This window comes from Candidatus Nitrosoglobus terrae (genome assembly GCF_002356115.1).
Classification (GTDB): Bacteria; Pseudomonadota; Gammaproteobacteria; order Nitrosococcales; family Nitrosococcaceae; genus Nitrosoglobus; species Nitrosoglobus terrae.
In genome coordinates this window covers 815,474-831,249 of record NZ_AP014836.1, presented here as the reverse complement: position 1 = coordinate 831,249, position 15,776 = coordinate 815,474, and the positions used below count along the sequence as shown (strand labels likewise).

Sequence of the window (15,776 nt, the reverse complement as noted above, 5' to 3'; positions counted from 1 at the left end):
CCTTAATTCGCTTTCAATAAGCCTTGGTTTTCAATAAAATCAATAATTTGGCCAAGTCCTTGCTCCGTTTTTAGATTACTAAATACAAAAGGCCGATCGCCGCGCATTTTACTGGCATCACGCTCCATCACCTCTAGGGAAGCCCCTACCATCGGGGCTAGATCAATTTTATTGATGACCAGTAAATCAGATTTACAAATCCCAGGGCCACCCTTACGCGGGATTTTCTCACCTGCTGCCACATCAATCACATAGAGAGTTAAATCAGAAAGCTCGGGGCTAAAGGTAGCCGCGAGATTATCACCGCCTGATTCCACCAAAATCAGATCGAGATCTAGAAAACGCTGACTAAGCTGGGCAACAGCTTCTAAATTAGCCGAAGCATCCTCACGAATCGCTGTGTGAGGGCACCCTCCCGTTTCTACCCCCATAATCCGATCTGGGGTAAGCGCTTCATGGTGCACTAAAAACTGAGCATCTTCCTTAGTATAAATATCATTGGTAATGACCGCTAAATTATAGCGATTACGCAGGGCACGGCACAGAGAAAGGGTTAACGCCGTCTTACCTGAGCCTACCGGACCTCCTATACCCACGCGTAGCGGTGATTGATGCTTCATCATTTATAAGAACCTCCTAAGATCGGAATAAACGACTATACTGGGTTTCATGAATCATGGAAGTAATGGACAGTCCTAAAGTGCCATTGGCAAGATGTTCATCGGGACAAACCAAAGCCGCCTCAAATGCTCTATCTACATTAGGTAATAGTTGAGAAAGCAAACATTGAGCCGCCTGTTGACCCAATGGCAATGCTTTCATTAGCACAGATAATTGATTCTCTAACCAACCCCATAACCAAGCCGCCAAAGCATCAGGCATACTGAGTTTCCAAGTATGGGCAGCAACAGCCCAAGCTAAAAATAGGCTAGGGGTATCTATGCTTAAAAATTGCCCCCGCATGGACTCCTCTAGCTCAGGCAAATTACTGATAAGCTGGGCTAGAGAAAACCCCATTTGCCGACTTTCTGCATAAAATTCCCGAGTTTCGCGGCCTGCCGTATATTCCGCTTCCCAATACAGCAGATTTTTCCATTCTCCTTGGGCAGCTGCTGTTAACATACGCACCAATAAGGGGGCTTCAAAGCAGGCAATATTTAAAGAAAGTTGATCAGCTAACCAAACGCGAGCGCTCTCACTATCGCACACATCTCCTCGATCAATGGCGCTTTCCAGTCCTTGAGAATAGCTATAGGTACCAATAGGTAATTGCGGGCTAGCCAGACGTAGCAAAGCCCAGACTCTATTCATGTATCCTGATTAAAATGATGCAGCCGCGACTCATAATGAAATTCCCCCTCATCACGATGGCTATGATGATGTCCACCTCCATAAGCGCCTGCCTCTGGCTGATAAGGTGCCATAATATCAAACACTTCTACCCCAAGGCGCACTAGCATATCTCGTAAGACCTCATCGAGAGGCAACCGTAGCCAATGCTTCCCAATTTGCAAGCGTACATGGCGATTACCTAAATGATAGGCGGCCTGGGCAAGAATAAGTGGATCTTCAGTACGTACCTCCATTAATGATTCGGGCTTAGCCCGTATAGCCAACACTAGTCCCTCGGCTGTAACTAAACGATCTCCTTCAACTAAAGGGGTACCTCGCTCAATGTGAAAAGCAGCCTCACGCCCATCTAGCAAAACAAATCGCAATCGGCTACGCTCTCGCTGCTCAAAAGTAAACGCCATTTCCAGCGCTGCCGGAGTCTTGGGTGATAAACGTTGATCAAACAGTAATATAGACATGTTCTACCTCCTAAAATAGGAAATAGCGCTGGGTCATAGGCAAAATCTTTGCCGGCTCATACCATAGCAATTCCCCATCAGCGCGTACCTGATAGTTTTGTGGATCTACTTCAATATGCGGCGTAGCGCCATTATGCACCATATCGCGTTTACGTAAGCTACGGGTATTAGCAACCGCTACCAAGTGTTTTTTTAAACCTAGCTGCTCTCCAATACCTTCATCCAGTGCTGCTTTGGAAACAAAAGTCAAGCAACTTGCAGCACAGCTACCTCCGAAACTACCAAACATAGGACGATAGTGCACTGGCTGCGGAGTGGGAATAGCTGCATTAGGATCCCCCATAGGGCTAGAAACAACTACGCCCCCTTTGAGTATGAGACTAGGTTTAACCCCAAAGAAAGCGCGCCTCCACAATACCAGATCGGCCCATTTTCCTTTCTCTACTGAACCCACTTCATGGGCAATCCCATGGGTAATGGCTGGGTTAATGGTATATTTAGCAATATAGCGTTTAGCCCGAAAATTATCATTCCTTGGGCTATCTTCCGGTAAATAGCCACGCTCGTGCTTCATGACTGCCGCATTCTGCCAAGTACGGATAATCACCTCTCCCACTCGCCCCATGGCTTGGGAATCAGAGGAATACATACTCAAAGCCCCCAGATCATGGAGAATGCCTTCAGCGGCAATCGTCTCACGCCGAATCCGGCTTTCTGCAAAAGCCACATCTTCAGCAATAGCTGGATCTAGATGATGGCACACCATAAGCATGTCGAGGTGCTCATCAATAGTATTTACGGTAAAAGGAACAGTGGGGTTGGTAGAGCTAGGAAGTACATTTTGCTGGCTACAGGCTTTAATGATATCTGGGGCATGCCCTCCTCCAGCACCTTCCGTGTGATATGTATGAATAGTACGATTCTTAAAAGCAGCTAGGGTATCCTCAAAAAATCCTGACTCATTGAGGGTATCTGTATGAATAGCTACTTGGACATCAAACCGTTCGGCTACGCTTAGACAATTATCAATAGCCGCCGGTGTTGCCCCCCAGTCTTCATGAAGCTTAAGACCCAATGCCCCAGCCCGTATTTGCTCCTCAATGGGCAGAGGTAAGCTCACATTACCTTTACCCGTTAAACCGAAATTCATCGGAAAAACATCCACGGCCTGCAGCATACGCCCGAGGTGCCAAGGGCCAGGGGTACAGGTAGTCGCGCAGGTACCCGCAGCAGGACCCGTACCCCCGCCAATCATAGTAGTGATACCCGAGTTCAGTGCTTCATTTATCTGCTGCGGGGAAATAAGATGAACATGAGTATCAATTCCTCCAGCGGTGAGAATCATACCCGCCCCAGCAATCACTTCAGTGGCTGCCCCAATAAAGATATCCACATTGGGCTGAATGTCAGGATTACCCGACTTGCCAATAGCCGCAATTCTACCATTCTTAATACCTACATCCGCCTTGACAATTCCCCAGTGATCAAGAATTAAGGCGTTAACGATTACGGTATCCATCACTTCAGCAGCGAGCAGCTGACTCTGACCCATCCCATCGCGAATGACCTTACCTCCACCAAATTTAACTTCCTCTCCATAGGTAGTAAAATCACGTTCTACTTCAATCCATAGGTCAGTATCCGCTAAACGCACCCGATCCCCTACCGTTGGACCATAGAGATCAACATAATTTTGACGGGAAATTTTCATAGTGCCCCCATAATTTGGCCGCTAAAACCATAAACATGGCGACGGCCAGCGAGTGCTACTAGTTCCACAGTACGACTCTGCCCAGGCTCAAAACGCACTGCATTTCCCGCTGGGATATTTAGGCGCATCCCTCGAGCTTGCGCTCGATCAAAAGCTAAATGGTTATTGGCTTCATAAAAGTGGTAATGAGAGCCTACCTGAATAGGTCGATCGCCCGTATTCGCCACTTTAATGGTAAGTGTATTGCGGCCTGCATTAAGCTCAATTTCCTCATCTCTTAATTGCATTTCTCCAGGTATCATTTATATAGCTCCTTAGTTATTTATCAGTTACCGCTCTAAACAATAGGCTGATGAACGGTAATGAGTTTAGTGCCATCTGGAAAAAGCGCCTCTACTTGAATATCAGGAATCATTTCTGGTACTCCTTCCATGACCTCATCTCGCGTTAGCAGGGTTGTACCGTAGTGCATAAGCTCAGCAACACTGGCACCCTCTCTGGCTTTTTCTAATAGAGCAGCAGAGATGTAAGCCACTGTTTCTGGGTAATTGAGCTTCAAGCCTCGGGCGCGCCGTCGCTCGGCAACAAGGCCTGCAGTAAAAATGAGTAGCTTATCTTTCTCTCTAGGCGTAAGCTCCATAGACTCTCCTTAATTTCTTAAGTACTCCAGATACGGGGAAAATGAACTGAACGCCCTACTAAAGCGGGGCGTAACTGTCGCCACAAGGCAGTAAACCAGTGGCGTGCAGCTTCTGCCTCTAAACCGATAAACCGAACAATAATAAGCCCAGGTAGCTGCGTAATGCCGCCCCGTCCTTCAACAGGAAGATTACGACAAACCGCTAACAAATGATCACTTATCTTTCCGCTCGCAATGAGCGTACCGGCTACAGGATATCCAGCTAGACCTATGGGTGATTTAAGCAGCTGTCCACCTCCAAACAATTGCATCCGCTCACTCCAAAGGAGGCGGCCATTACACCATAAGCGAAATCGTTGACGCACAGACCCGCTATTAAAAAGTTCACTACTGGCAGGCCGCCCAAGGGCAATAATATCCCAAGTAATAAACTTGGCATTAGCAGCTAATTCAACAGTGGTATCTAAGTTAGCCTGACAGCCTGAAAAAAAAATAGATTCTTGAGGGAGCCACTCTAAAGTAGCGCCAGACTCTACGCGCAGCTTAATATTTTGATAGGATGGTAAATCAGAACGATACCATTTTCCTGCCCCTGGATTAACTAACTGCACCATGGTATGGGGTCCAGCGTTTATCTTGATATTTAACATATCACCCCCTGCAACCCCACCAGGGGGATGCAAAAGAATATGCTGGCAAATTTCTGCCCCTTCCGGGTAGAGATGCTTTTGTACTCGCAACGGACCTTTATGGCGCCGCAAGACCGGTACAGTACGTCCTTTTATCCATTGATAATCAAGCTCAAGGTGAGCATTCCATGCAAAAGAATGCTCAATGGACATTATTTATTATTATAAGGATAGGAAGCTGTGACTTCTTCTGCCAAAAGGCAGTACCCTACTCTGTACATTTAATTACCACTCTCCTTAAGGTATATTGTAACTCTTAGATCATTCACTCTATAGCAGCAGGGTATCTCACAAAGCTTACAGCCTCACCATAAAGGAGAAATTGTGCGAAAGATACTAGGATCTTTTATTCGGTATGGATTGCTGCGTTTTAAAAATGAGTGGTTTTTATCATAGATAACGTATCAATTCAATCAAAATTAGTGCTTGACTAATCAGTAGCTAACCTCTTCATTTATCCTTCTATCTGTGACTCATTTTGATCCTCTTTTTACGACCTCTTTCACCTTTGCATTTCTGCTCGGTTTATTAAGCGCTTTACACTGTGTTGCTATGTGTGGTGCCATCATCGGCACACTAACCCTAAGTCTGCCACGGGAAGTACGAAACCATAAAAAACGGCTAGTACCTTTTATTTTTGCTTATAACATTGGCCGCATTGTAAGCTATATCACTATGGGATTAATCATGGGAGTGCTAGTAAAACTCCTAGGCACCATTAGCCATCCTGTAGTAGTGTTAATTGGAATTTCAGGACATAGCGTATTACAGGCTATTTCATCCTTTATTATGCTGGGAACAGGACTGTATATTGCCAATTGGTTTCCTCGCTTTGCCAGAGTAGATCGGTTAGGTGTACCTTTGTGGCGCAAGCTAGAGCCACTAGGGCGACAATTAATACCCGTTCGTACCTTAAAGCACGCATTTATATTTGGTACTATTTGGGGTTGGTTGCCCTGCGGCTTAGTTTATAATGCCGTTGCCGTTGCAGCTACCACGGGTAGTGGAACTCGAAGTGCTTTAACCATGCTTGTCTTTGGTATCGGTACCTTACCCGCAGTGATGAGCGCAGGCATTTTTACTATTTGGATGACTCATTTAGCCAAATTAAAGGGCTTACGCCATATCGCTGGTTTATTAATCATAACTATAGCGCTCATTAACTTATTTGCTATTTTTTCCTCTTAAGAGACTCATAATAGCCATAAAAATAAGTTAATATATACTTTAAAGATAGCCAATAGTTAAGCTGGTATTCAGGTGATAAGATGAATAGGTTTGATGCCCTTATTGGTAAAGCCCCAAGTTTTGAGTCCCTCCTACGTAGCGCCCGGATGGTAGCAGCAACAGAGGTTACCACATTGATTATCGGGGAAACAGGTACTGGCAAGGAGTTAATGGCCAAGGCTATTCATACTGAAGGCCGCCGAGTGAATAAGCCATTTATGGCTATTAATTGCGCTGCTCTCCCTGAAGGCTTAGCTGAATCAGAGCTTTTTGGCCACCGACGAGGTGCTTTCTCTGGAGCCACTCATGATCATTTAGGACGATTTCGAGCCGCTGAGAGCGGTACTGTACTCCTAGATGAAATCAATGAGCTCTCTCCAGCTATTCAAGCTAAATTGCTTCGTTTTTTAGAATCTGGAGAATGCCAAGCTGTTGGTGATACCACTACTCATCGCTGTGATGTACGTATTATTGCTGCTACTAATTGCGATCTAAATCAGCGTATACAAGAAAATCGTTTTCGACAGGATCTTTATTATCGCCTTCATGTAGTACCCTTAAAAATCCCGCCATTACGAGAGCGAAAAGAAGATATAAATTTATTTTTGAAACATTTTTGCGCCTATTTTTCACAGCAACATGGGCTTACCCCCCCGCAGTTTAGCGGAACTGCGTTACAAATCCTAAATAGCTACCATTGGCTGGGTAATGTTCGGGAGATTCGTAATTTTTGCGAGCGCATGGTAGTACTACTGCCTGGAAAAACCATTGAGTCTCAAAACTTGCCATTTGATGTTCGTGGCGAGCTTGGTTCACCTACAGCAACAGAAGCAAAACCGCTGATTCATTTGCCAGAAGCCGGCCTTGAATTAGAACAGGTAGAAATAGAACTCATTCACCAAGCTATTACGAGAGCTAAGGGAAATCGTTCTAGAGCCGCGAAGCTACTAGGTATTAGCCGAGATACTTTATGTTATCGGCTACAAAAATATGCCATCCAAGCATAAATAGCCAAAGTATAAATTCCATGTTTTATTATTCACCCACTAAAGTTAAGGTACCTATCCTTATAATCTTGTCTTCTTTAAAGACTAAAAATGATAAAATTAGGTTTTATCAGCTTATCTTTTGGAGTAAATAATGAGATTAATACTTCAGTTTAGCCTAGGTTTTCTGCTGGCTTTATTTGCTGCTTCTTCCCAAGCCAGAGAAAGTGTATGGGATAAAGTTCAAATCTCCTATTTTGGCCCTTCTAACATCACTGTATATCATGACCCTAGCTGTGGTTGCTGTAAGCAATGGATTAAGCATCTAGAGAAGCATCATTTTACTATTGAAGATATCCCCACAAATAATGTCCAATCTATTAAACAACAGTATGGGATTCCTCCTAAACTGGCCTCTTGCCACACTGCCATTATCAACGGTTATGCTATTGAAGGCCATGTTCCCGCAGATGATATCAAACAACTACTCATTAAGCAGCCTAAGGTAGTAGGCTTAACTGTTCCAGCAATGCCAAAAGGAACTCCGGGAATGGAGATGGGTGGCAAAAAAGATCCTTTCCACGTTCTTCAGTTTGATAAGGAAGGTAACATTAAAACTTTTAGTGAGTATCGAAATTATTAATCTGATCCAATACGAGAGATAGAGATAATAGTGCTGGATGTGTATTAGGGATTTTATATTACTCTTTTATTTTTACTAGATTAAGGGATCGCCCTACTTTACGGTTATTATCCTATCCATTTCGGCTTTTGCACTGTTTTGTACTGAACTCCAAGGGTTTCCGCCCTATACCTATTGGCCCTCCGAGGAGTACTTGAGCTTAGTTCAAGTGTACAGCGTAACTCTTCGGCAACTTCTTGTTCTCCTTGCGTTGGGCTTCCAATACATAATCTATTATTTATTGATAGCGTTCGAGCAAATCGGTTCTGAAAAAATTTCAGAACCGATTGCTTATACCCTTAATCTACGGTGATTAACGTAAGTGACTTACTTAAGCCAAAGCCCATTTTTGTAGATTCGTGTTACAGAATCTACGAATGTGAGATCAACCTCCACTTCCCTCGATCTAGCGTTACTGAACATTGTACTGGTCTCGATGTTTTGCTCAAACCAGACCAATACCTTCTCAACCGGCGTTAGTTCAGTTATGCCAAGCACAGCTTGTGACGGTGCAACGTAAATTGCTGTACTTATTTCTTCACCCTCAACTCCAGTGGACAATTGACTCAAACCTGGATGTATGAGGCCATAATCGTTGATCATCGTGATGCTAGTCTCTCGACCTTTTGTTGTTGGATCTCCAAACTGACCTGCACTACTGAGCGTAATCGTTTCCCCTAGGCCGATGTTAACTAATCTCGTGCTAGTTTTTACTTTCACACCCTCCTGAAATATATTGCTCCCAAAGATTTGAAACTGAGGGGTCCACGAAAAATCATTAATTTCGAAATATTTGTCATAAGATTGCCATACCACGTTGTACTCAAAGTTACCAATTTTCTTGGCGAAACATAACTTATAATTACCAGCTTTAAGAGTCTTAAAATCCTCAGGGGCGATTTCGATGTTAACTCTCTTTTCTGTTGCCTTTAAGGCCGCATTTAGGGCGCTCGCCGCACCAAGATATTCTTCATTTGTATATATGCTGCTAAGATCTGCTACCTTTTTGAATCTCGCCGTTTCGCCCCTATTCGCGCCCGCTAGGCAGTGATACAAGTCTCCGGAATGTGATTGACCTTGGATGATTTGATAGACAATGCCCTTTATGACACTCCCATCAGTAATAACCACTGTAAATTCACTAGATTCACTTATAGTACCCTCTCCATCTGCAAACCAAGTAATGTGTTTGTTAATTTTTCTATAAAAATGTAGCTTGCTCACACTTTTTACCTCATTAAAAACTCATTCTCATTTATGGCCATATGAAGTACTTCATTATTAAATATATTTATTATTTTTTTTTTGTAAAGGAAAAAACATAAGTATTTATTTATAATAACTGGCCATGTCACCACGGATAATAGCGACACATTTAGCTTGCCGTTTATAATTAACGAACGTTGTTGAAACTAGCTCACGGGGGCTTGATTAAATAACCTGTTTTTAAAAGGAAAAGAGTAACATCCTTAAATGATAATAAGGCTTTATGGGAGGCAATAGATCTCAAGCCTATCAAAACAGGCTAGCTTCTGGTTAATTACTATTCTGCAGACTTTCCCAGTAAAAAATTGCTCATAAAGTGAGTCGTTACTTCCTCCCTAAATCCTGCTGGCGTTTTTATCAGCAATAAGGCCGCTATCTGCTCTCGTTCAGCCAGTTGAAACCCCTGTTCTGGACCCAGTACCAAAATCGCAGTGGCTAAACCATCTGCCTCCATCGCCGTAGCACTGAATACTGTCACTGAGGCAAGATTATGAGTGATTGGCCAACCTGTACTCGGATTAATAATATGGGAATAACGTTTACCATTCTGATCAAAATAATTACGATAATCTCCTGAAGTTGCCACAGCGCCCACTGTCAGATCAAGGATATGGGCCACCTTACGCTCTCCCGCTAGCGGTTGCTCAATAGCAACTCTCCATGCAGTTCCTTTAGGACCATATCCTTTAAGTCGCTCCTCTCCCCCAATATCCACCAAATAATTATTAATCCCCTGGGATTCCAGTAGCGTTGCTACCTGATCGACCCCATAACCCTTTGCAATAGCGGAGAGATCTACATAAAGATCCCCTCGTTCTTTTTTTAAAGCAGGTGGCAAACTTCGTATCTTTAGCAGGTTAAAGTTAACCTGCTCTTTTGCTTGCTCTATCTGATGCAATGAAGGTATTTCACTCGTAAGGTGAACTGGCCCAAAACCCCATAGATTGACTAAAGATCCTACGGTGACATCAAAAGCCCCCTGACTAAGCTGGCTAATTTTTTGGGCTTCTGTGACCACTGTGGCCAGCGCGGATGATACAGCCACCCATTGAGTGCTATGATTACGATTAAAACGAGAAAGCTCAGAATCTTGCTGATAGGTGGACATCACACTGTTAATATTTACCAACAATTTAATAATACTATGCTCTAGGGCTTTAGAATCGATTCCAGCGGGAAGACCCACGATCTTAATTGAATAACCGGTACCCATCGTCGTTCCCGTCAACCATGTTAAACGATTTTCAGCAGGATCCGAGCAACTGGTTAATCCTCCTAAAGAAGATAAGAGGCTTAAAATTAAAATTAACTTCAATTTATTTGGAGCTTTTTTCAAAACTTAACGCGCACGTATTAATACAATAACGCTGCCCCGTAGGTTCAGGGCCATCATTAAAGACATGACCTAAATGAGCATCACAGCGGGGGCATAAAACCTCAATCCGATGCATAGCATGGCTATTATCTGGGCCCGTGTCCACTGCTTGTTCATTAATTGGACTCCAAAAACTTGGCCAACCGGTTCCAGATTCATATTTTTGCGCCGAACTAAATAACGGCTGATGACAGCAAATACAATGATATATTCCCTTTTCCTGATAATGGTAATATTGACCACTAAAAGCAGGCTCAGTCCCTCCCTCTCGGGTAACATGATATTGGGCTGAGGTTAGTTGAGCTTTCCATTCTTCTTTGGATTTATAAATCTTATTTTTCATCAACTCAATTTCTCCTTCCTAAATTAAGATTCTATGTTAAGTTTCCAAAACATCTCCCTAAGGCAAGGTAGCCGATTATTATTTGAGCATTTTAGCCTTGCTATTCATCCAGGCCAACGAGTTGGCCTCATCGGTGCCAATGGCTGTGGCAAATCTAGCTTATTTAAACTCATTCTTGGGCAACTGCAATCGGATCAGGGAGAAATAAAGCGGCCTACCCACTGGGTACTGGCGCATGTCTCTCAAGAAACTCCCGCTGTAGATATCCCAGCGCTTGAATATGTGCTTGATGGAGATACGGAACTTCGTTTCCTCCAGTCTGAGCTGTTAAGCGCTGAACAACAGAACGATGGCACCCGTCAAGGTAATCTTCATGGGCGCATTGCAGCCATTGGCGGCTACGCTGCCCCCACTCGCGCTGCTAAGCTTATGCATGGTTTAGGCTTCACCACTGCCCAAGAAACACAGCCGGTAAATACTTTCTCCGGTGGCTGGCGAATGCGTCTTAATCTTGCTCAAGCTCTCATGTGCCGCTCTGATTTATTACTGCTAGATGAACCGACTAACCATCTAGATTTAGAGGCTGTCCTATGGTTAGAAGATTGGCTGAATCATTATCCAGGTACCTTATTGCTCATCTCCCATGATCGAGAGTTACTAGATCGAACAGTACATTATATTGCCCAGATTGAAAACGGAAACATAGGGTATTACCGGGGGAATTATGCCGATTTTGAAAGACAGCGAAGCGAGCAGCACGCCCAACAACAGGCAAGTTACCAAAAGCAGCAACTGGAAATTGCCCATATTCAACGATTTATAGATCGTTTTCGCGCCAAGGCAACCAAGGCACGCCAAGCTCAGAGTCGGCTAAAAGCACTAGAGCAGATGGAACGAGTGGCGCCGATCCATATTGATTCTCCCTTTCGTTTTTCCCTACTCCAACCGGATAAACTGCCTATCTCCCTCCTACGCCTGAATCAAGTCGCTATTGGCTATGGGCAACAAAATATATTAACCCAGATTAATCTTAATTTAGCCCCTAGAGATCGTATTGGCCTACTTGGGCCTAATGGATCGGGGAAATCAACGCTAGTTAAGCTGCTTGCCGGAGTGCTTTCAGCCCGATCAGGCACGCTAGATCGAGCGCCGGATTTACGTATCGGTTATTTTGCTCAACATCAAATAGAACAGCTTTACTTCCATGAGAGTCCGCTTCAACATCTACAGCGACTTGCTCCCAAAGCTGCAGAAAAAGATCTTAGGAATTTTCTTGGTGGCTTTAACTTTCAAGGAGATCAAGCTCTAACACCAACAGAGCTATTCTCTGGAGGAGAGAAGGCTCGTTTAGCGCTAGCTCTATTGATATATCAGCGCCCTAATTTACTACTATTAGATGAACCCACTAACCATCTTGATTTAGAAATGCGCTATGCGCTCACTACGGCTCTTCAGGACTTCGAAGGCGCTATGGTAATGGTTTCTCATGATCGCCACCTCCTACGCAGTACAGTTGATATTTTATGGCTCGTTGCTGAAAGCACTGCTTTACTTTTTAATGGTGATTTGGATGATTATCAGCAGTGGCTCAGTAAGCGCCGCAGTACTGAAGAAGGCTATAGTGAGAATGTTTCTACTAACACTCGTAAAGATCGCCGACGACAAGAAGCAGAACGGCGCCAAACGCTACAGCCTCTACAAAAAAAACTTAAAGAAATTGAAACAACGCTAGAAAAATTAGCAGCTGAGAAATTAAATCTTAATCAAACCTTGATCAATCCCGATTTATACCAAGATCCTACGCAAAAAGAATACCTTAAAACCTTACTGATGAAACAGGCGCACCTAGAGCAAAATCTCCGGGAAACAGAAGAACATTGGCTAATTGCCAGCGAAGCCCTTGAAGTCGCTACGCAAGGAGATTAATTTTCTATGCCCTTGAAAGATGCAAAAATACCTCCATATTCTGAGTAAGAACGGGATTACAAGCTACGCTCCCAAATTTATCTATATGGAGGAAAGTAAAAATGACAAAATATTACGAACCTTTACATACTCTAGGCCAATTACAAAGAGAAGTTAATCGCCTTTTTGATACCAGTCCAGTGCGACATGCTGATGAGGCTGATTTGGCGACTAGTGACTGGGTACCCGCGGTTGATATAAAAGAAGATACTGACCGTTTTATTATCTACGCTGACTTACCTGGGGTTGAAGGTAAAGATATTGAGATTACCCTAGATAATAGTATCTTGACTCTAAAAGGCCATCGAGAATCCAGCAAATCTGAAGAACGGCAAGGCTATAAGCGCGTAGAACGAGTCAGTGGTACTTTTTTACGACGCTTCACTTTACCTAGCTCTGTGGATGCCGCTAAGGTAAGTGCTCGCTCTCAAAGCGGGGTTTTGGAATTGGTCATTCCTAAAAACCAGCAATCCCAGACCCGTAAGATTACGGTCGAAGGCTAAAAGTATAGCTATAAAGTAGTACCCCAAGTACTAGAGACGTTTGTAATGAATATGAGGCTTTTAAAGCCTCATATTCATTTAATAATGGGGTTTAAAAATTACAACATATTGCTAATCGGAAATGATTGCCACATTCCTATCTTTTTCCTTCGGCTGCAGCTTACGGAGACTATCAAAAAAATCATCAAGTGTTCTATCCTTGTATGGTTTGTGGGTCTTATCTCGGAAATGATTAAAGATCTGCTTCCCTACTTGATATCCCAATTCTCGGTAGGCTTCAAACTGGAGTTCATTAAAAAACTGATCCGCTGTACTTTGATGGGGAAATGTAGGATGGGCGCGCAGATAAGTGTAGAGTTCCTCTGAAAGATCAGGAACAACTAAAGCTTTAATGTAAAGCAGCTTGCCTTTTTCGTTATTGTGAAGATAGCTAATATCTCCTAGCACCCAAGAGAATCGCAAAAGCCCCTTTAAACCAAGGCAATCTAAATCAGGATTGGGCATCAAATTCTGGGTATCGATCGTAATTCTCGCTCCAAAATCAGCTCGTACCTTCTCCATTGCATTACCTAAATCTTCAAATTTTCGTTCATCATCTTGGCCTGCATCAACAACAATGATGTAGCGACATTTTCTTCTAATCAATTCATAAAGCCCAAGATTTTCAAAGTGCCCTCCATCAGTTAAATAGACATGGTTATGCTCTTCATTGAGCCCCATACCTAGCATTTGCCGTAGCGTATACGTAAGCCAGTAAGGTTGCGCCCAGTGTTTTGCTACCTTATCAGTCCATTTTTTTGGATTACATGCCCAATAGCCAATGCGTAGATTGAATAGACTCATCAGAAAAGAAAGCGCTTTGGAACGGGTTTCATTGGTATTAGGGTCTACTGCTGCCCCTGAAATACTAAAGGCCGTGGCTAAATCCATGCTTCCGCCCAAATATTTACACGTTGGTACATAACCTGAATCATCATTAGAAATACCACGATAGCCACAATAGAGCGGTGTCAAAATGAAATTCTCCCCACCCCTGAGTTGTAACCGAAGATAAGAGCTTACTATTGGTTAAATCTATAGTATGAGGCAGGCTTAGGGTGACAACAATTACGAAAAAAGCGGAATAATCACTAACAGATTGATGAGCGTGCCCCCTAGGATAAATGCAATCAATGACCATAAGTTCAAACCTTGGCTAGGGGTGAGGTAAGAAGCATGTTCATGTAGGGTACCAATAGTATCGGCCTTCTGCGCAGCTTTGTATTGCTCCCCGTACCATCGTTCTGTTGGAAAAGGAAAAGCAGAACGATGAAAAGACATAAACCAAGTCAGTGCACTACCAATGTACCCGCCTCCTGAGACTGTGGAAAGATAATCTACTCGCTTTAAAAAGCCATAAAGCTCCACGGCCTGTAATATCCCTAGATTGAAGGTGGCGGAGCGAATCCCGCCTCCTGATAGACCTAACCCCACTGCATCTTTTTCAGGATCTCCCGCATCAATTTTTGCGTATGCGCGCCTTGGTTTAACATACTTCTCATGCTCTTCAGCGATAACATCCTTTCCAACTATTAATTTAGCTTTTTCTTTCATATTAGCTAATCTCTTTATTTTTTATTTACAAAATGGTTTCAGCTATAACTCTAGGCTAAAAACTCAGAAAAATTATTCTATGTCTCCCATTTTTATCTGACATAAAAATAGTAAAAGGATAAAAAATAACAACCACTCACCGCTACATTAAGTGCTCATCTATCCTCATTTGTAATTTTGTTTACTAACTACACTCTCTCAAATCCAGTGTCATAAAACATTACAACCAGAATATAAATGTATATGTACGCTTAGTAATCACTAAAGCTATGAATATAATAGTAATTTTCTATCATCCAATTGCCATATATTTGACGGTTAATTTAACAGCTAACAAATATATTTAATTATAATATATTGATTTATATCATATAAATAAAATGGTACATTTTTTGCGTAATTAATTTTAGGTAAAATAGTTTATTAGCTCAACAATAATAAGGGACAAGATTAATGAAATACTTGCTTACAGCAATTACTTTACTAGTAATATCAAATACTTCATTGGCTATATCCATTGATCTAGGCACAGCTGGAAATTACACACTACTCGCTACAGGATCAGGAGGCTGGTACGGTGATTTAAATCTAGGGAGCGGGGCTAATATTGAAGGTAACGTAGGGGCTCATAACTCTCTTGAGCTAGGCGCTTCGGCAACAGTAAGTGGGGATGCTAGTTACGGTAATTTATCATTGGGTGCCAATGCTTCAATTAATGGATCTTCAACTCAGGAGGGAGCATCATTTTGGGATAACCTCCATAGCGATTTAAGATCTATCTCCGATCAAGCCTATAGTTATACCGGTATAGATAAGGGCTATATTGGTACTTCATAGACCTTTGAGAGCCAAGGGACTCTATCAGTATTTGATATTTCAGGCTTAAGTCTAGGCGCTGGCAGTAGCCTAACGCTTACAGGTGAGGCTGGGATCAATTTATCATCAACATTGGCAGCTGGGGCTTAATATTCGGCTCCGGAGCTTC

Annotated in this window: 18 protein-coding genes; 6 read left to right on the top strand and 12 right to left on the bottom strand. The window is 43.0% G+C overall.

Features of this window, described 5'->3' with window-relative positions; translation table 11 throughout:
- Positions 1-2 precede the first annotated feature (2 nt).
- From ureG to TAO_RS03990, 7 genes are read right to left on the bottom strand one after another with little or no spacing between them, the layout of a single operon-like run.
- Positions 3-620 (bottom strand): urease accessory protein UreG, encoded by a 618-nt coding sequence (ureG, locus tag TAO_RS04020; RefSeq protein ID WP_096527747.1) that lies wholly within the window; start codon positions 618-620, stop codon positions 3-5.
- 16 nt (positions 621-636) lie between these two features.
- The gene (locus TAO_RS04015; RefSeq protein ID WP_096526731.1) at positions 637-1,311 is read right to left on the bottom strand and encodes an urease accessory protein UreF; all 675 of its coding nucleotides are present in this window, start codon (positions 1,309-1,311) and stop codon (positions 637-639) included.
- The gene (gene ureE / locus TAO_RS04010) at positions 1,308-1,805 is read right to left on the bottom strand and encodes an urease accessory protein UreE (protein WP_096527746.1); all 498 of its coding nucleotides are present in this window, start codon (positions 1,803-1,805) and stop codon (positions 1,308-1,310) included. Before ureE ends, TAO_RS04015 begins: the two co-directional genes overlap by 4 nt.
- Before the next feature lie 16 nt (positions 1,806-1,821).
- Entirely contained in the window at positions 1,822-3,522 is a 1,701-nt protein-coding gene (ureC, locus tag TAO_RS04005; protein ID WP_096526730.1) for an urease subunit alpha, read from the bottom strand.
- Positions 3,519-3,824 carry an urease subunit beta gene (locus TAO_RS04000; RefSeq protein WP_096526729.1) on the bottom strand — a complete coding sequence of 102 codons (306 nt, stop codon included), beginning with the start codon at positions 3,822-3,824 and terminating at the stop codon, positions 3,519-3,521. The genes ureC and TAO_RS04000 overlap by 4 nt, the downstream gene beginning before the upstream one ends.
- Positions 3,825-3,859: 35 nt before the next feature.
- A complete protein-coding gene (ureA, locus tag TAO_RS03995) occupies positions 3,860-4,162 on the bottom strand; it encodes an urease subunit gamma (RefSeq protein WP_096526728.1) in 303 nt (100 codons plus the stop codon).
- 17 nt (positions 4,163-4,179) lie between these two features.
- The gene (locus tag TAO_RS03990) at positions 4,180-5,004 is read right to left on the bottom strand and encodes an urease accessory protein UreD (RefSeq protein ID WP_096526727.1); all 825 of its coding nucleotides are present in this window, start codon (positions 5,002-5,004) and stop codon (positions 4,180-4,182) included.
- 315 nt (positions 5,005-5,319) lie between these two features.
- On the opposite strand from TAO_RS03990, the gene TAO_RS03985 reads away from it, so the two are divergent.
- The 3 genes from TAO_RS03985 to TAO_RS03975 all read left to right on the top strand — a co-directional run bounded on the left by TAO_RS03985 (position 5,320) and on the right by TAO_RS03975 (position 7,707).
- Positions 5,320-6,039, top strand: coding sequence for a sulfite exporter TauE/SafE family protein (locus TAO_RS03985; RefSeq protein WP_096526726.1), 720 nt, complete (start codon positions 5,320-5,322; stop codon positions 6,037-6,039).
- 80 nt (positions 6,040-6,119) lie between these two features.
- Positions 6,120-7,085 (top strand): sigma-54 interaction domain-containing protein, encoded by a 966-nt coding sequence (locus TAO_RS03980; RefSeq protein ID WP_096526725.1) that lies wholly within the window; start codon positions 6,120-6,122, stop codon positions 7,083-7,085.
- Between the two features lie 133 nt (positions 7,086-7,218).
- Positions 7,219-7,707, top strand: a complete 489-nt coding sequence (locus TAO_RS03975; protein WP_096526724.1) for a DUF411 domain-containing protein — start codon at positions 7,219-7,221, stop codon at positions 7,705-7,707.
- A gap of 366 nt (positions 7,708-8,073) precedes the next feature.
- Here the strand turns inward: TAO_RS03975 and TAO_RS03970 are convergent, their stop codons facing one another.
- The 3 genes from TAO_RS03970 to msrB form a co-directional block, all read right to left on the bottom strand.
- Positions 8,074-8,970, bottom strand: a complete 897-nt coding sequence (locus tag TAO_RS03970; protein ID WP_197702514.1) for a hypothetical protein — start codon at positions 8,968-8,970, stop codon at positions 8,074-8,076.
- Positions 8,971-9,289: 319 nt separating this feature from the next.
- Positions 9,290-10,327, bottom strand: coding sequence for an FAD:protein FMN transferase (locus TAO_RS03965; protein ID WP_231910571.1), 1,038 nt, complete (start codon positions 10,325-10,327; stop codon positions 9,290-9,292).
- Position 10,328: 1 nt separating this feature from the next.
- On the bottom strand, positions 10,329-10,730 hold the full coding sequence (msrB, locus tag TAO_RS03960) for a peptide-methionine (R)-S-oxide reductase MsrB (RefSeq protein WP_096526723.1): 402 nt from the start codon (positions 10,728-10,730) through the stop codon (positions 10,329-10,331).
- Positions 10,731-10,763: 33 nt separating this feature from the next.
- On the opposite strand from msrB, the gene TAO_RS03955 reads away from it, so the two are divergent.
- Entirely contained in the window at positions 10,764-12,656 is a 1,893-nt protein-coding gene (locus tag TAO_RS03955; RefSeq protein ID WP_096526722.1) for an ATP-binding cassette domain-containing protein, read from the top strand.
- Between the two features lie 101 nt (positions 12,657-12,757).
- The gene (locus tag TAO_RS03950; protein ID WP_096526721.1) at positions 12,758-13,198 is read left to right on the top strand and encodes an Hsp20/alpha crystallin family protein; all 441 of its coding nucleotides are present in this window, start codon (positions 12,758-12,760) and stop codon (positions 13,196-13,198) included.
- Positions 13,199-13,309: 111 nt separating this feature from the next.
- Here the strand turns inward: TAO_RS03950 and TAO_RS09885 are convergent, their stop codons facing one another.
- Both TAO_RS09885 and TAO_RS09880 read right to left on the bottom strand, forming a co-directional pair.
- On the bottom strand, positions 13,310-14,212 hold the full coding sequence (locus TAO_RS09885) for a hypothetical protein (RefSeq protein ID WP_231910570.1): 903 nt from the start codon (positions 14,210-14,212) through the stop codon (positions 13,310-13,312).
- A gap of 93 nt (positions 14,213-14,305) precedes the next feature.
- On the bottom strand, positions 14,306-14,791 hold the full coding sequence (locus tag TAO_RS09880) for a patatin-like phospholipase family protein (protein ID WP_231910569.1): 486 nt from the start codon (positions 14,789-14,791) through the stop codon (positions 14,306-14,308).
- A gap of 453 nt (positions 14,792-15,244) precedes the next feature.
- Between TAO_RS09880 and TAO_RS03940 the strand changes: the two genes are divergently transcribed.
- Positions 15,245-15,628: a polymer-forming cytoskeletal protein gene (locus tag TAO_RS03940; RefSeq protein WP_096526720.1), complete on the top strand. Its 384-nt coding sequence runs from the start codon at positions 15,245-15,247 to the stop codon at positions 15,626-15,628.
- The last annotated feature ends 148 nt before the right edge of the window (positions 15,629-15,776 follow it).

Excerpts from the sequence above, each read along its gene's own strand:
- TAO_RS09880 (WP_231910569.1), bottom strand. The coding sequence starts at position 14,791 with ATGAAAGAAAAAGCTAAATTAATAGTTGGAAAGGATGTTATCGCTGAA.
- TAO_RS04015 (WP_096526731.1), bottom strand. The coding sequence starts at position 1,311 with ATGAATAGAGTCTGGGCTTTGCTACGTCTGGCTAGCCCGCAATTACCT.
- TAO_RS04000 (WP_096526729.1), bottom strand. The coding sequence starts at position 3,824 with ATGATACCTGGAGAAATGCAATTAAGAGATGAGGAAATTGAGCTTAAT.
- TAO_RS03975 (WP_096526724.1), top strand. The coding sequence starts at position 7,219 with ATGAGATTAATACTTCAGTTTAGCCTAGGTTTTCTGCTGGCTTTATTT.
- ureA (WP_096526728.1), bottom strand. The coding sequence starts at position 4,162 with ATGGAGCTTACGCCTAGAGAGAAAGATAAGCTACTCATTTTTACTGCA.
- TAO_RS03940 (WP_096526720.1), top strand. The coding sequence starts at position 15,245 with ATGAAATACTTGCTTACAGCAATTACTTTACTAGTAATATCAAATACT.
- ureC (WP_096526730.1), bottom strand. The coding sequence starts at position 3,522 with ATGAAAATTTCCCGTCAAAATTATGTTGATCTCTATGGTCCAACGGTA.
- TAO_RS03990 (WP_096526727.1), bottom strand. The coding sequence starts at position 5,004 with ATGTCCATTGAGCATTCTTTTGCATGGAATGCTCACCTTGAGCTTGAT.
- msrB (WP_096526723.1), bottom strand. The coding sequence starts at position 10,730 with ATGAAAAATAAGATTTATAAATCCAAAGAAGAATGGAAAGCTCAACTA.
- TAO_RS03980 (WP_096526725.1), top strand. The coding sequence starts at position 6,120 with ATGAATAGGTTTGATGCCCTTATTGGTAAAGCCCCAAGTTTTGAGTCC.
- TAO_RS03955 (WP_096526722.1), top strand. The coding sequence starts at position 10,764 with ATGTTAAGTTTCCAAAACATCTCCCTAAGGCAAGGTAGCCGATTATTA.
- TAO_RS03950 (WP_096526721.1), top strand. The coding sequence starts at position 12,758 with ATGACAAAATATTACGAACCTTTACATACTCTAGGCCAATTACAAAGA.
- ureG (WP_096527747.1), bottom strand. The coding sequence starts at position 620 with ATGAAGCATCAATCACCGCTACGCGTGGGTATAGGAGGTCCGGTAGGC.